Origin of the sequence: Enterococcus sp. AZ089, from assembly GCF_050547225.1 — a bacterium.
Lineage (GTDB): Bacteria > Bacillota > Bacilli > Lactobacillales > Enterococcaceae > Enterococcus_D > Enterococcus_D entomosocium.
This window is the reverse complement of record NZ_CP172954.1, coordinates 3,526,278-3,541,590: the sequence shown is the minus strand read 5'-3', so window position 1 is coordinate 3,541,590 and position 15,313 is coordinate 3,526,278. Positions and strand designations below refer to the sequence as shown.

The window sequence follows — 15,313 nt, the reverse complement described above, 5'->3', positions numbered from 1 at the left end:
ATCAAGGTTTTTCTTGCGTTAATATTCTGTTAAGAACTTTTTAAACGAAAAATAAGATTTGAAAAGAGAAATTGTTTTTTTGCTGTTCTTTTTTTAAACGGGTCTTTTTTTCTATTTCTTGATTGTTTATTCTTAGACGTGTAAAGCATTCAATAACATTATTTCAATTAAGAAAAGAAAAATATTCACAAACTAGTGACGCTTGTCGCTAACAAATTACGGGCCTGTAATTTTTTTAAAATGTTTTTTGATAACGCTTACACATCTCGATGCATGAAAGGAAGAAGAAAATGTTCTTAACAATTTTGTCCTATGCCATGATTATTGTCTTCATGTTTGTCATCATGAAGAAAAAAATGTCACCCTTTACATCCTTAGTAATTATCCCATTACTATTTACCCTCGTTGCGATGGTTGCTGGTGTTTCCGAAAAAGGCAACATCGGTGATTTTGTCCTTGAGGGCATCTCCACAACAGCCAACACAGGAATCATGTTGCTGTTTGCGATTTTGTACTTTTCCATTATGTTGGATGCCGGTTTGTTTGATCCAATCACGAAAAAAATGATTTATTTTGCTAAAGGCGATCCGATGAAAGTCTTGATGGCAACGGCAGTCGTTGCCGCTGCGGTCTCTTTGAACGGTGATGGAACGACCACTACCTTGATTTGTTGTTCTGCGTTTATTCCCATCTACAAGAAGCTGAATATGAAAATGATGAACCTTGGTGTCTTGATCATTTTGCAAAACACCATCATGAACTTATTGCCATGGGGCGGACCGACTGCCCGAGCAATGGCCGTGCTGGAAGTTGATGCGGATATTCTTTCTTATTTGTTGCCAGGAATGATTTTGTCTCTGTTATATGTGATTTTCTTTGTGGCTCGCAGAATGGGGATCCAAGAACGGAAACGTTTAGGGGTTACGGAACTGACGAACGATGAGATATTAGAAATGACGACTGTGACTGATCCTGATACATTAGCGATCCGCCGTCCGAAAAACTTTGTCTTCAACGGTATCTTAACGATCGTCTTGATTGGCTGGTTAGTAGCAAGCTCCTTTATTTCTAGTATCGCTTTACCACCAATCTTGTTATTCCTTGTAGGTACTTGTATCGCATTGATGGTCAACTACCCAATTTTGAAAGATCAATCGTCACGGATCGGTGCCAACGGCGGCGACGCTGTGCAAGTAGTAATTTTAGTTTTTGCAGCGGGCGTCTTCATGGGCTTGTTCCAAGGCTCTGGGATGGCTACTGCCTTAGCGAATAGTTTCACGCAAATCATTCCTAAACAATTGGCCGGTTTCTGGGGGTTAGTTATCGCCCTGATTTCCGCACCTGGGACCTTCTTTATTTCCAATGACGGGTTTTACTTTGGGGTACTGCCGGTCTTAGCAGAAGCGGGTCGTTCGTATGGCTTCACTAATATGCAGATGGCCTTGGCGTCCTTAATGGGCCAAGCGTTCCACTTGTTAAGTCCATTGGTTGCCTTCATCTACTTGCTATTGCGCTTGACTGGCTTAGATATGGGGCAATGGCAAAAAGAAGCGGCGAAATACGCACTGGGGATTTTCGTGATCTTTGTCGTTACGATCGTACTATTAGGTCATATGCCGTTTTATATTCCACAGTAACTTCATAAAGAAACTATCGAGCAGGCTGCCATTTTGCTCGGTAGTTTTCCTTGTTTATCGATATATCTATTTTTTCCCAAAAATCTCATTTGTTTTTAGTATGATAGGAGTAAATCATGAATCCAATTATTGATGCAGTAAATAAAAATCTGGATCTGACCAAAAATAAACCATTAAAAGATTTGATCTATGAAGCGTTCAAAAAAACCATTATTTTAGGAGACATTCCCGCAGGCTCTCGCATCAATGAGAAAGAATTTTCCGATACGTTAAACATCAGCCGGACCCCAATTCGTTACGCCATGACTCAGCTGGTGGCTGAAAAACTGGTGGAACACGTACCAAAAATCGGCATCGTCGTAAAAGGGATCAGTATCAAAGATGCTTATGAGATTTACGATATCCGCAAATCATTGGATACATTGGCGACTATCAAAGCAATGGCCTTGATGAGTGAGGAGGATTTCCGGGAGATGCGCTGCTTGTTAGAACATGGCGAACAGCTGAATCGTGAGGATGATGTGGATGGGGTCTTGAAAAACTTTTCTGACTTCAATGCGTTTATTTACGAAAAAAGCCAGATGCTGCGGTTAAAAAGTATCGTGCTGGATCTGCAAGCGTACCTCGTGTATTTTCGTGACATTGCGATTCGCTCTTCTAGAAGAAGGGATGCGGCATTGGCGGAACATTGGCTGATTTATCGCGGCATGAGAACCAATGACACGGAACAGATCACGTTGTTGACCCATGAACATTTGGATCACTCCCTGCAATTTATTCTTGCTGAAATGGAGCGAAGAAAAATTGACTGATTCCCGTCTTTTTATCGCCAGCAGCTATGCAGTCAATGCGCTGCATTATGAGGTAGCGTTAGCACCCAAGCCTGGTTTAGTAGATCCTTGCTCCTCTGGTGCGCATCAGGACATGAATGTGTTTACCTTTATCAACAGTATCACTTGTTTGGCGCCTTTTTTTCAGCGCTATAGCCAAGCTGGCTTTGCCCATACAGGCGCCCTGATCCAGCTGTTTGACCAGTTACGAGGGATCGGTCAAGAAGCAGAAGAAGCGATGCTTCAGGCAACCAAAGGCATCAATACCCACAAGGGAGCGAATTTTTCCTTTGCAGTTTTGTTGGGGGCGACAGGGGTTTATTATCAACAGCATGACAAGGCTGTGCTGACGGCTGAAGATACTAATCAGATCCTGCAGCTTGCTGCCGATATCTGCCAGCATTTGGTCAAGCAAGACCTGCAGCAAATCACCCACAAAGACCAGTTGTCTTATGGAGAAAAAAATTATTTGACCTATGGCACAATGGGGATTCGTGGAGAAGCTGCAGCTGGGTATCCAACGGTCAAAAAACTGCTGGAGTACTTACGGCAGCAACCACAAAAAACCGCCGTTTCCTTGTTACGAGGGTTGGTCTATCTAATGAGTGAAACCGAAGACAGCAACCTCGTCCACCGAGGCGGCTACGAGGCGATGAAGACAGTGCAGCAGGAGATGCAAAAAATTCACGAAGCCAATCTGTCGGATACAGACTTGCTTCGTGAATTAACGACCTATGATCAAGTATTGATTGCACGCCATTTGAGTCCCGGCGGCTCGGCGGATCTTTTAGCCTTGGCCCTTTATTTCTTGCAGCTAGAAGGCGTCTCCTTCTGGTAAAAAGGTATAGCCGATCCCCCAAACGGTTTTCAAAAAACGGGCTTGCTTCGGCTCATCTTCAATTTTGTTTCGCAGATGATTGATAAAAACCATCACGGTATTGGCATCGAATTGGCCATCTTGCCAAACATTGCTGTAAATCTGTTCTTTCGAGAACACTTGATCCGGATTTTCCATGAAAAAGCGCATCAGCATGATTTCTTTTGAAGACAACTTGATGGGCTGGTCATTTTTGAAAAACTGATAGCGTTTTTGGTCAAAACGAAACATGCCGCTGCACAGATCCCCTTCCGGTTTGGCGATCCCTTTTTCTCGCAGCACGTTGCGGCGATCAAGAATCGAAACGATTTGTGCTTTTAAGAGTGCCGGTGAAAAAGGCTTCGTAATGTAGTGATCGGCACCGATCTCATAGCCGTTGATCATATCTTTTTCGTCACTTTTACCGCTCAAAAAGACGATCGGCACCGTGGGGTTTTCTTCTCGAATCAGTTGTGCCAAATGATAGCCGTCATTTTCATGCTCCAAACTGATATCCAGTAAAAAAAGATCAAAGCTGACACGAGAATTGATCGCAATCGTTTTTTCAACGGAATCAGTCTGGTAGATCAAAATGCCCGTCGATTGTAAAGATTTCCAAATCAGCCGCCGAATAGCAGGGTCATCATCAACGATTAAAATTTTTTCATCTCGCAAAATATCCGCCTCCTGTATCAATAGTATTATAGTAAATATGAAAGGGGTTTACAATGAAACCGCCATCAAAGTTTTGGCTGTATTTAAGCGTGGTCGCTACCTTATTCATTACATTGATTGGACTTATTTTTACCTTTACAAGTTATAAAAGCGCACAAAGACAAGCTGAAACCGTCGGGCTGCGGCAGTTAGAAACGGTCAACCAAGCGGCGATCAAGCTGATCAGCCGTAGTATCGAATCGTACCACATGGCTCTTGCCAATTATGCCGATGACCACCTCGAAGGTGCCGCCTTGGCTGATTTGCAGCGCCCCTTAACGTTACCAGTAATCAATTCCGCGAACAATGCCATGGTCGGATTGTTTTTGATCGACCAACAAGGTCAGGTCATCGCCCAAAATACCGCAACGTCTATAAATAAACCACAAGATCCAACGATGCAGGAACTGTTATTTAAAGATCCATCCTTAGACAAAGTATTGGCGGGTCGGCAGGTACAAAATGGGCAAGTCTATTTCGATGGTAAAGAGGCCTATTTAAATGTGTATCAGTCCCTAACCCTTGACGACAAAGAAGCGGTTCTTGTGATGCCTTTGAATCTGCAGCGCATGTATCATCATGAATTTACCACCGATCGCAATGTTTCCGGCTATACGATGGTCAAAAACGCCGATATGCGGATCGTTATGCACCCATCGGACGAACAAATTGGTTTTTCCATCGTTGAGAGCCGCAAAAAAGAATTTCCAGAGCTGGATTTCACCGATCTTGAGCGCTTGGAGCAAGAACAAATCGACAATGAAGAAGGCACCTCCGTCTATTATTCTTATTGGTGGAACGAAGAAACACTGCAAAAAGTGCTGAAATTGGCTGCTTATCAATGGATCACCATCGGCGACAGTCGGCTGATCGTCGCCAGCAATGCCGATTTTTTGGAGCAAAGCGGTCTCTTTTTACAAGATAACTTGATTTTGATTGGCCTACTGGGTTTGTTGTTTGTCATTATGATTTTATTGACCGTCCTGATCAAAAACTACATGAAACGCAATCAAGCCTATGTCGAAAACCAAGCATTGAAAGAACGACAACGGCTGTTAAAAGAAAAGCACGAAATCGAAAAAAACATTTTGCAAGAATCAAAACTGGAAACCATTGGCTTGCTAACGACCTCAATCGTCCATGACCTAAACAACTTTTTGACGCCTATGATTGGTCATCTGCAATTGCTGATCGAGGAAAACCAACACGATGAAGTCTTAGTGGGGGACTTGCAAGAAGTCTGCAAAGCGGCGGAAAAAGGCAAAGAGTTATCCAGCAATGTGCTACGTTTTTCGAAACTCGAAAGTGCCGATAAAACTGTGCAGTCGATCGCTACTACCTTGACAGAAGCCATCGATACTATGCGCGCACTGTTGCCAAAAGCCTTTTCCCTTACGTATGATATCCAAGAAGTAGGATATGCCGTCTACGAGAAGATCGATCTGCAAGTCATCATTTACAATTTGTTGATGAATGTGTACCAAGCAAATGCCGATTGCAGCATTCGATTGAGTCGCACTTCGACAGAAAGCGCCACCTTTCCATTTCGTAAGCAAGCTTTCTCCGCACAACAGGAGTTTGCTTTGATCGAAATCGTCGACAACGGTCCCGGCATACCAGAAGCGATCCAAGAAAAAATCTTTACCCGCTTCTTCACGACCAAGAGTGCCACTGGCGGTACTGGTCTAGGACTCTTTACTGTCTCTTCGATCGTGGAAAAAAACGACTGGTTGATCGATGTTACAAGTACGCCTAAAGGAACCACCTTTTATATTGGCATCCCTTTAACTGATCCCGAAAAAGCCACTGAACCCAACTGATCCAATGGGATGGTTTCAGTGGTCTTTTTCTTGGGTATGTTGGAAGGCATTGATTTTTTGCAGGACTAGCAAGACCAGTACCAAAACAAAGATCGCTAAAGCAAAAAATAGGGCATCGTTCGCCATGCCTTGCGTTAACAATAGCTCGCGCAAAATCGCAGTAATACTGATCAAAATCAAGTAACGGACGGGAATATGGTGTCCGTCCTTCATATACCGCAGCAACATCAAAATGATTTCTAACAAAATGAATAACGTGGCAATTTCTTCAATCAAAAAGGACAGGTGGGGCGCTTCACTTAAAGGAAAGAGCGTCGTGCTGATCATAAAAATCGCTTTTCCCATAAAAATCAAGACGACAACGACTAAGATCGCTAACATGCTATCAATACAGATACTGATTACTCGCTCGAACATCCGGGTCAATTTTTCCATTTGCCACTCCATTTCTGCTTTTTCTTTTATTATACAAAAGAAGGCGCAGGACAAAGAGAAAAGAACAGTGAAAGAACAATCGCGGCAATATCTTTTTGACCGCGAACTTAACGGTCATTCTATGAGCGGGACCTTTGTGGCAGCTTTGAATAGCAGAAAGTAGCGAGGAAAATATAGTATCTTTTTCCAATAAAATTAGAAAAAGATGAGAATGGATAGTTAAAATATACACAAATTATTACGAGACACTTAGTTTCTTTTTTTGTTACAATGGTTAAATAAAATAGAACTCTGTTGAAACGTTGCTTAAACAATGTTTTTATCGCTATCGAATAGAAAAATAGTCCGATCGCAAGATGTTTACCATTGTTAATAAAGTAACAAGTTAAGCAGGATTCGCAAGAAAAATGCTTCTTTTCTCATCATATATGACGGGGATCAGTGAGGAGAAAAGGGCAAAAAGAAAAACGGAGGGAAACAAATGAAAAAAAGTGGATGGTCAAAATGGGTGATTGGGGCAGCCTCATTATTGTTGCTTAGTGCATGTGGTGCCGATGGCGGTACAAAAGCCAGCAGCAGTGCGGCAAGCTCTTCTTCAGAAAGTGAAGTCACTTCAGGTGCTTCCCAACAAGAGTATACCGATCCAGCAGAGTTAAAAGATCAATATGATATCGTCATCGTTGGTGCTGGCGGTGCAGGGATGGCAGCAGCCTTGTCGGCTAAAGATGCTGGAATGAATCCAGTCATTTTAGAAAAAATGCCGATCGCAGGCGGAAATACCTTGAAATCTTCTGGCGGAATGAACGCATCAGAAACCAAATTCCAAGAAGCACAAGGCATTGAAGATTCGAATGAACAATTTTTTGAAGATACCCTTAAAGGTGGTAAAGGAACCAACGATCAAGAATTGCTACATTATTTAGTAGACAACTCTGCTTCAGCGATTGATTGGTTGGATTCAATGGGGATCACTTTAGACAATATCAGCTATAGCGGTGGTGCCAGTGTAAAACGGATCCATCGTCCTCACGACGGTTCAGCAGTCGGTACGTATTTGGTGGATGGCCTGTTGAGAAACATTCATGAGCAAGAAATTCCTTTGTTTGTAAATGCTGATGTGACAAAAATCAATGAAACAGACGGCAAAGTCACTGGCGTCAACGTGAAAATCAATGGCGAAGAAAAAGAAATCGCTGGTGATGCAGTGGTTGTTACTACTGGTGGTTTTGGCTCCAACAAAGAACTGATCGAAAAATATCGTCCAGATCTGAAAGGCTATGTCAGCACGACTTCTGAAGGAAGTACAGGCGATGGTATCAAGATGATCGAAGAATTAGGCGGCGCAACGGTTGATATGGATCAAATCCAAGTCCATCCAACAGTGGTTCAAGATACAGGTATGTTGATCAGTGAAACCGTTCGTGGAGAAGGCGCCATTTTGGTGAACCAACAAGGAGAACGTTTCTACAATGAATTAGAAACCCGCGACAATGTTTCAGCTGCCATCACAGATCTGCCAGAAAGCTATGCCTACTTGATTTTTGACAATGCGTTAGCAGGTAGAGCCAAACAAGTCGATTACTACAAAGAACAAGGTGTAGTGGTAGAAGCTGACACCATCGAAGCGTTAGCTGAAAAAATCGATGTCGATCCAGCAACCTTGAAGAAAACTTTAGATACATGGAACCAAGCAGTGGCAGACAAAGCCGACAAAGATTTTGGTCGTGAAACGGCGATGGACTATGATTTGACGGAAGGACCATTCTATGCGATTCAAATTGCACCTGGGATCCACCATACAATGGGCGGCGTCAAGATCAATACGAAGACCCAAGTGTTGAAAGAAGATGGCACACCAATCACTGGCTTGTATGCAGCAGGTGAAGTGACCGGCGGTATCCACGGACAAAATCGAATCGGCGGCAATGCTGTAGCCGACATTATGGTCTTTGGTCGCCAAGCAGGCGCGCAATCCTCTGACTATGTGAAAGAAAATGGGAAATAGGCGGCTGTTTTTTCCTAAAAAAGATCGTCTATAAAGAAAGAAACTTGGAACGAATCCTCTTAAGTGATTAGGAGGAGAATCGTTTCAAGTTTTTTTGTATTTCTAACTGAAAGGACGGAAAACTAGTCATTATAATCTTATAATGATTAAGTCGTTTATCATACATATATAAATAAACTATTTTTAAATGTAGGGTTTGCTTTTCAATGAATCGGAATCAAGGAATAAACGGATAGGATTGGTTTATTCGATGATAAAAAATTTTAGGAGGCAGAGTATGAAAAACGCATTGGTAAAATGGTCGGTCGGGGTGGCAATCTTACTTGGAGGGAGCTTGTTCTTCACGGGGAAACAAGTATTTGCTCATGGTTATGTGGAATCACCGGTCAGTCGGGGCTATCAAGGGTCTTTGGATCGCAATACGTTAGGGTGGAGCGCTGCGTTTGAGAAATATGGCAATGTCATTTCAAACCCACAATCATTGGAAACTAAAAAAGGCTTTCCAGAAGCAGGACCAGTAGATGGTCGCATCGCTTCGGCAGATGGTGGACTCGGACAAATCGGGGACTTTGTTCTTGATGAACAAGGAACCAATCGTTGGACCAAACAAGACATCAATCAAGGTCCATTGCGGGTCAATTGGCATTATACAGCGCCTCACAAGACCACAAAATGGCATTACTATATCACGAAACCAGGTTGGGATCAAAACGCGCCACTTTCAAGAGATAGCTTGGAATTGATCGCTACTGTGAATCACGATGGTTCGGCTGCCAGCAATAGCCCAAGCCATACCATTACCATTCCAGAAAATCGTCTCGGTTACCATGTCATTTTAGCGGTCTGGGATGTTGCAGATACGCCAAATGCCTTTTATAACGTGATCGACGTCAACGTTTCCGGCTCAACGGTCATTCCCGAAAAACCAGCAGCACCAGCAAATGTCCGCTCAGAACGAGTGACTAGCAGCACGGTGGCTTTAGCATGGAACGGTCAAACCGATGCGAAAGAATACAACGTGTATCGCGATGGTGCCTTAGTGGCAACGACTACTGAGCCAACTTTTACCGACACACAATTAAAAGCCAACACAACCTATAGCTATCAAGTAGAAGCAGTCGGCTTTACTGCGTTAGTTTCAGAAAAAAGTGCTGCAGTGAAAGTGACTACCTCAGCAGACAATCAAGTCGAAACCCCTTCGACACCAGGCAACCTGCATCAAATGAGCGTGACAGACAGCAGCGTGTCCTTAATGTGGCAAGCATCGACTCATACAAATGGGATCGCTGGATATGATGTTTACCGCAATGGCGTCAAAATTGCTACGGCCACAGGAACAACCTATGAAGACACGAATCTAGCAGCGGATACAACCTACAATTACCAAATCAAAGCAATCAGCAAAACGGGCGAACAATCCGCTTTCAGTAACCAGCTGAGCGTGAAAACCAATGCCAAAGAAGAAACTGAAACACCTGGAGGCGGGGAGTCAGAATACCGTGTGTGGAAACTAGGAACTTTCTCTGCACCAGAAGTGTATACAAGCGGTGAAATCGTGAGCCATAAAGGCAGCAACTATGTCGTGATCAACACCCACTCAAATTACGGGGACACCACTTGGTCTCCTGATCAAGCACCAACCTTGTTTCAGAAGTTGTAACCCTTGAATGAATCAGTAACGCAAGAGCAGTGCGGTGGCACTGCTCTTTTTGGCTCTTTTATGAGGAAATGATTGAACCTTGTTTGATTCGTGCAACCAATTGGACGAATTCGTTTGAGGAATGCAAAAACAGGTGCTGCTATGCATCATGCGTAGCAGCACCTGTTTTTTGTTCTTGATCAAGAATAGAAGAAACGGATCAAGATCCCACCTAAAATCAGCACGATTGCACCGCATAAACGGTTGGCCATTTGGGCAAAAGCAATCATTTCCATTCTATCAGAGGCAGACAATACAGCGATATTACCTGTTCCCCCCATGGAGTTGTTGATCATACCGGCGCCAATTGCGGTTTCAACGGGGTACATCCCCAATACCATCCCGAAGAACCAGCTGGCAGCCCCCATAGATACGACACTGGTTAGGCAAAGCACGACAAATTGCCAAGTAAAGGCAGAGGCCAATGTTGACAGATCGATCAATGCCAAACCAATCCCCGCCAAGACTGCGTGGGTCAAATTCGTCATCACAACATTGTTGAACATCACCACAGAATCTTCGAGTTTCTTAGGGACAATATTCAAGGCTTTCAGAATAAAGACAATCACGATCATAAAGGCATACTCGTGAATTTTAGGGAAAAAGTCGCTTAAAATCGCACCAACGACCAACAGTGAAAAGGAAAACAGCATCCCGACCCCGATTTGTTGGGCATCAAGCGTTATTTTTGGTTTTTCTAATTCTTCTTTCGTGGCATTGATCAGGGTGCCATGGCCATTGTATTTGGTTTTAGCAAAGGCCTTTGCGATAAATAAAGCACCAATAATGGCAAGAATATTCCCGAAAGTAACTGCTGGCGCTAATTGAGAAAAGATGGCGGCTTGATTGCCGTTTGCCAAGCCATCAGCATAAATTTGTGAAAGTGGGGTGATTCCCGCCCCCATCCCGCCAGACATCATTGGTAGAGACACATACATCACCGAATCAGCGAATCCATTGCCTAGCAGCATACCGACAAGGCCGACGGAGAAAAAGCCTACTACCATGGTGATCAAAGCAACAGGAATGAATTTCGTAGAAGCCTTCACCAACAAATTGCGGTTCATACCTAAAATCGAGCCGCAAATCAAAGCGGCAATATAGAAATCAAGAAAACCAAAACCGCCCCCCATGAAGTCACTGACCGCGTCAATGACTTTCGTGGGAACGAGATGGAAGGAGGCCAAAAGGGTGGCACCAAGCAGGGTAAAAACTGACCCACCGCCAAGATAAGAATTCATGATCGGGAGTTTTTCCCCAATGAAATACAGCAGGTGTCCTAAGGCAACCAGTAAAATGGTGATCCCGACCATATTTAATGGCAACTTGTCTAAGGCAATCGCACTGAATATGACAACCATGAAAAAGAGATACAAGGGAAGACTAATTCCCGAAATCGTCATCGTTTTTAATTTATTCATTTTTCAGACCTTCCTAGTATGTTGGATACCATTTAAGATTTTGGACAGCTTTTGCCATATCGGTTTCTTGCGCTTGGGCTAGTCCTTGTTCTTTGGCTTTATTGGCAACTGCTTCAGCCACTTTGATAGAAACGTCCGCAACGTATTCAAATGGTGGAAGAACAGGTGCACCAGGTTGGCTCAAATCAACCAAACCACTTAATGAGTGAGCAGCGGCACCAATCATTTCGTCGGTCAAGAGAGAGGCTTCTGAAGCCAACATACCTAACCCTAGACCAGGATAGATCAAGGCGTTGTTTGCTTGACCGATTTGGTAGTCGACCCCTTTGTATTGGATCGTTCCTGAAGGGACACCGGTTGCCACAAAGGCTTTTCCATCAGACCATTCGATTACTTGTTCAGCCGTTGCTTCTAATTTTTTGGTTGGATTCGAGATAGGGAAAATCACTGGACGAGCTGTGTTTTCACACATCGCTTCCACAACTTCTTTGGTAAAGGCGCCGGCATTGGTTGAAGTACCGACCAAAATCGTTGGTTTTGCGACTTTAATGACATTGATCAATTGCGTCATATCGCCAGCATTGGCAAAGTCAGCCCGTTTTTTGGCAAATGGTTTTTGTGCAGGAGTCAAATCGGACATATCATCGAACAAAAGCCCTTGTTTGTCAACCATAAAGAAATGATTGTAGGCTTCTTCTTCTGAAAGACCTTCGCTGACCATTTCGGCATGGACACGGCTGGCAATCCCGGCACCAGCGGAACCACCGCCATAACATAAGTAGACTTGATCCGTTAATTTTTCACCTGTAATATCTAATGCGCCGAAGATACCGCCCAGTACAACGATTCCCGTTCCTTGGATATCATCATTGAAAGTTGGAATCGATTGTTTGTATTTGTCCAAAATCGTTGCAGCATTTGAACGGCCAAAGTCTTCCCAATGCAAGTAAAGTTTAGGGAACAATGATTCTGCCGTTTGAACAAATTGATCGATGAATTGGTAGTAGGCATCACCGTAGACACGTTCTTGACGATTGCCTAGATACAAATGATCCTCTAACAATTCTTTTCGGTTCGTGCCAGCATCGATCACGATTGGTAAAACAGAAGCAGGGTCGATCCCAGCAGCTGCTGTATAAATCATCAATTTACCGACAGAAATATCGACACCTTGGACACCCCAGTCACCAATCCCAAGAATCCCTTCAGCGTCAGTGGCTACGATCAAGCGAATGTCTCGATCGCCAGCGGCATTTTTCAACGTTTCTTCGATATTCTCTGGATGATTGATATCTAAATACGCTGCATATTGAGGATCCACAAATAGGCGGCTGTAATTTTCAATGGTATCGGCAATCGTTGGATCGTAGACGATCGGATTGAATTCAACGATATGTTGGTTGAACAAATAGTAGAACAATGTCCGATTGGTATTAAAGATCTCCATTAAAAAGTGACGTTTTTCAATGTCTGATTCTTTGGTGACATATTGCAAATAGGCTTGTTCTGCTTGTTCTTCGATCGTTTGCACGTGAGGGGGCAATAAACCGATCAACCCTAGTTCTTTCCGTTCTTCTTGTGTAAACGCAGTTCCTTTGTTTAAAAAGGGGTTATTTAAAATGTCATGTGCTTTCATTATGTTCCTCCGATAGGTGTATTTTGAGTACTCGTTCATTTCCATTAGCTACTTTAATCCTCGGACAGAATTATAGTCAACTATCGGTGGTATAATAAAAATTATTTATAACAAAACCGCTGCTAGTTTAAACCGGTTAAGGGAGGAATCAGACGATGAATATACGAGATTTAGAATACTTTAACGCTTTGGCAGATATGCTTTCTTTTACCCAAGTGGCGCATAAATTTGCGGTCAGTCAACCAACCGTCAGCTACGCTGTCAAACGCTTGGAAGAGCATTATGGCTGTGATTTGATCGTGCGAGAAGCCTCACATCGCTCCATCTCATTGACCACGGAAGGGGAAATTTTGAAGGCTCATGCGCAATATATCTTAGATGAATTTGTGACCTTAGACAGAGCCATCGACCATGCCAAAAACAACCGCACCCACATCGGCCTGCCACCGATCATTCGTTCCAAAGTCTTTTCAAAACTCTTAGATGAAAAAGAGATCATCCGCTTTATTTCGAAATTTCACTTGGTATCTGGGGGATCCAATGAATTGCTTTCAAAACTATTGTCAGGAAAAATCGATTTTAGCTTGCTGGGCAGTGTCAATCCCCTCGTCCACCCGAATCTGCAGGTGAAATTATTGCATCAGCAAGAGTTTTTTATTTTTGTGTCAAAAGAAAACCCATTAGCTAAGAAAAAGGAAATCTCATTTGAAGAAGCTGCCGAATATCCCTTTATCCTATTGGAAAAAGGCTATACCCACATGCGCGCCTTTCAGAATTTAAGTGAGAAATCAAAGAAGAAGCCGGAAGTCCCTTTTTATTTTTCAGACGTCCAGACGATTGGCCAGCTGGTCAGTTCCAATATCGGCATTACCTTGATGACGGAATTTCCTGTGTTTCAAGAAATGGAAGGCTTAGTGAAAATACCGCTAGTCCCTGAAGATAAGGAAATTTTTTATATTCAATATGCCTATTTAAAGAGTGCGATGTTGAATCAAGAGGTTCAAAAGTTGATTAGGATCTTGGATGAGCTGTCCTGGGAGGAGGAAGGATGAGGAATGGGGATTTCTTGAGGTAAGGTCAGAGAAAAATGGTGCAGGTGTGTGTTCTTCGGATGTTGAAATAAAAGGGATCTTTCAACGCGGGACAAGACGAATGGATGGTTCCTTTAACCAATGAAACGAGAAAAAGCTTCCTTTTTACCAATCAAGATTTCTATGGAATCGAAGATAGTAAGAGATACAATATAGTGCCATTAGAAATATTTTCTGGTGTTGATGAAGTAAGTTACCAGTTGATCAAGAAAGTGATCCCTAATAGCCTACAGTTTTATTCATTTTAAGAATAAGCAAAAAGAGAAAATTTCAGAACCCCTCTCACACACCGTATCGTGTGATGAATCTTACCAAAAATAATTCAAATGAAGTAGCAAAACGTATAAGATAAAGAACATGTTAGTGAAAACGAAGCGTTCGTATTTTGATTCAAATGAATCGAAATTGACGCTAATAATTCTGCAATATCTGGTATAGTTTAAGTTGGTTAATCAAATAACCCATGACAAAAATGTAAGTTGTGATTTTATTACCTAAATGATATTTTCTTATTGTGGATTGATAAAAATCTATAATAAGAAAATGGAAGAGGTTGAATCATGGGTATTAAGTTTAAAATTGGTGTAGCAGCTTTGGTAACGATTTTAGGTCTAAGTGTAGTAACGTCTGGTTTGACTGCTCTAGCCACAGAAATAGAGCAAGAAAACCGTGTTTCATTGTATAATATTGAAGAAGAAACTGACACCATCTATGATTCTAAACAGGACGAAACAGCAACGATTCAAATAACAGATGACGTTTTAATTATCAATGGAGAAGCTTATAATCAAGAAAAACTAGAATCTCTTTTAGCGACAGCAGAGGAAATTGGTCAAGCTAGTAACGGCGGACGACAAAAGAGATTTGCAGCTGCCGCAGGAGTTTACTTTATTCCTGGTATTGGACAAGTAGCTTTGGCTGCGACTGGAGCGATTGTTCTGGGGGGCATTACGATTGGTGCTGGGCATTGGGCATACAGCACAATTAAAAATTACTTCGAAAATAACAAAAGTAGTGGTCCTGTAGGGAAGGAGAACAGAAAAAAACAAGGACGGGAAGTTAACGAGAAGAAAAAGAAAAACGGTTGGAAATCGAATTCAAATAAAAAGACAAACCGTCCTATGAAAAAACATACTCCTGGTAGAGGACACAAAAAGGGGGCTCAGTAA

12 protein-coding genes are annotated in these 15,313 nt (G+C 42.7%); 8 read left to right on the top strand and 4 right to left on the bottom strand.

Annotation, left to right across the window (positions count from 1 at the left end; translation table 11 throughout):
* Nucleotides 1-290 precede the first annotated feature (290 nt).
* The 3 genes from IGJ01_RS16470 (at nucleotide 291) to citG (ending at nucleotide 3,305) form a co-directional block, all read left to right on the top strand.
* Nucleotides 291-1,637 carry a CitMHS family transporter gene (locus IGJ01_RS16470; RefSeq protein ID WP_034872423.1) on the top strand — a complete coding sequence of 449 codons (1,347 nt, stop codon included), beginning with the start codon at nucleotides 291-293 and terminating at the stop codon, nucleotides 1,635-1,637.
* A 116-nt stretch (nucleotides 1,638-1,753) separates the two neighbouring features.
* Nucleotides 1,754-2,449, top strand: coding sequence for a GntR family transcriptional regulator (locus IGJ01_RS16465; protein WP_005233081.1), 696 nt, complete (start codon nucleotides 1,754-1,756; stop codon nucleotides 2,447-2,449).
* Complete coding sequence (gene citG / locus IGJ01_RS16460; RefSeq protein WP_244732686.1) at nucleotides 2,442-3,305, top strand: triphosphoribosyl-dephospho-CoA synthase CitG; 864 nt, start codon at nucleotides 2,442-2,444, stop codon at nucleotides 3,303-3,305. Before IGJ01_RS16465 ends, citG begins: the two co-directional genes overlap by 8 nt.
* On the opposite strand, the gene IGJ01_RS16455 is transcribed toward citG, so the two are convergent.
* A complete protein-coding gene (locus IGJ01_RS16455; RefSeq protein ID WP_008381846.1) occupies nucleotides 3,282-3,998 on the bottom strand; it encodes a response regulator transcription factor in 717 nt (238 codons plus the stop codon). The genes citG and IGJ01_RS16455 overlap by 24 nt on opposite strands.
* A 53-nt stretch (nucleotides 3,999-4,051) precedes the next feature.
* Here IGJ01_RS16455 and IGJ01_RS16450 point away from each other — a divergent pair, with 53 nt between their 5' ends.
* Nucleotides 4,052-5,857, top strand: coding sequence for an ATP-binding protein (locus IGJ01_RS16450; protein WP_430601255.1), 1,806 nt, complete (start codon nucleotides 4,052-4,054; stop codon nucleotides 5,855-5,857).
* Nucleotides 5,858-5,872: 15 nt separating this feature from the next.
* On the opposite strand, the gene IGJ01_RS16445 is transcribed toward IGJ01_RS16450, so the two are convergent.
* Nucleotides 5,873-6,292: a phosphate-starvation-inducible PsiE family protein gene (locus tag IGJ01_RS16445; protein WP_074934197.1), complete on the bottom strand. Its 420-nt coding sequence runs from the start codon at nucleotides 6,290-6,292 to the stop codon at nucleotides 5,873-5,875.
* A gap of 481 nt (nucleotides 6,293-6,773) precedes the next feature.
* Between IGJ01_RS16445 and IGJ01_RS16440 the strand changes: the two genes are divergently transcribed.
* Together IGJ01_RS16440 and IGJ01_RS16435 are read left to right on the top strand one after the other, a co-directional pair.
* Nucleotides 6,774-8,297, top strand: a complete 1,524-nt coding sequence (locus tag IGJ01_RS16440; protein WP_005233089.1) for a flavocytochrome c — start codon at nucleotides 6,774-6,776, stop codon at nucleotides 8,295-8,297.
* Nucleotides 8,298-8,574: 277 nt separating this feature from the next.
* Complete coding sequence (locus tag IGJ01_RS16435; RefSeq protein WP_008381854.1) at nucleotides 8,575-9,957, top strand: lytic polysaccharide monooxygenase; 1,383 nt, start codon at nucleotides 8,575-8,577, stop codon at nucleotides 9,955-9,957.
* A gap of 179 nt (nucleotides 9,958-10,136) precedes the next feature.
* Here IGJ01_RS16435 and IGJ01_RS16430 read toward each other — a convergent pair whose 3' ends face one another.
* Nucleotides 10,137-11,417: a 2-hydroxycarboxylate transporter family protein gene (locus IGJ01_RS16430; protein WP_005230514.1), complete on the bottom strand. Its 1,281-nt coding sequence runs from the start codon at nucleotides 11,415-11,417 to the stop codon at nucleotides 10,137-10,139.
* Nucleotides 11,418-11,430: 13 nt separating this feature from the next.
* Nucleotides 11,431-13,092, bottom strand: coding sequence for a malolactic enzyme (locus IGJ01_RS16425; protein ID WP_337447220.1), 1,662 nt, complete (start codon nucleotides 13,090-13,092; stop codon nucleotides 11,431-11,433).
* 116 nt (nucleotides 13,093-13,208) lie between these two features.
* Here IGJ01_RS16425 and IGJ01_RS16420 point away from each other — a divergent pair, with 116 nt between their 5' ends.
* Together IGJ01_RS16420 and IGJ01_RS16415 are read left to right on the top strand one after the other, a co-directional pair.
* Nucleotides 13,209-14,105 carry a LysR family transcriptional regulator gene (locus tag IGJ01_RS16420; protein ID WP_008381857.1) on the top strand — a complete coding sequence of 299 codons (897 nt, stop codon included), beginning with the start codon at nucleotides 13,209-13,211 and terminating at the stop codon, nucleotides 14,103-14,105.
* Nucleotides 14,106-14,704: 599 nt separating this feature from the next.
* Complete coding sequence (locus IGJ01_RS16415; protein ID WP_008381860.1) at nucleotides 14,705-15,313, top strand: hypothetical protein; 609 nt, start codon at nucleotides 14,705-14,707, stop codon at nucleotides 15,311-15,313.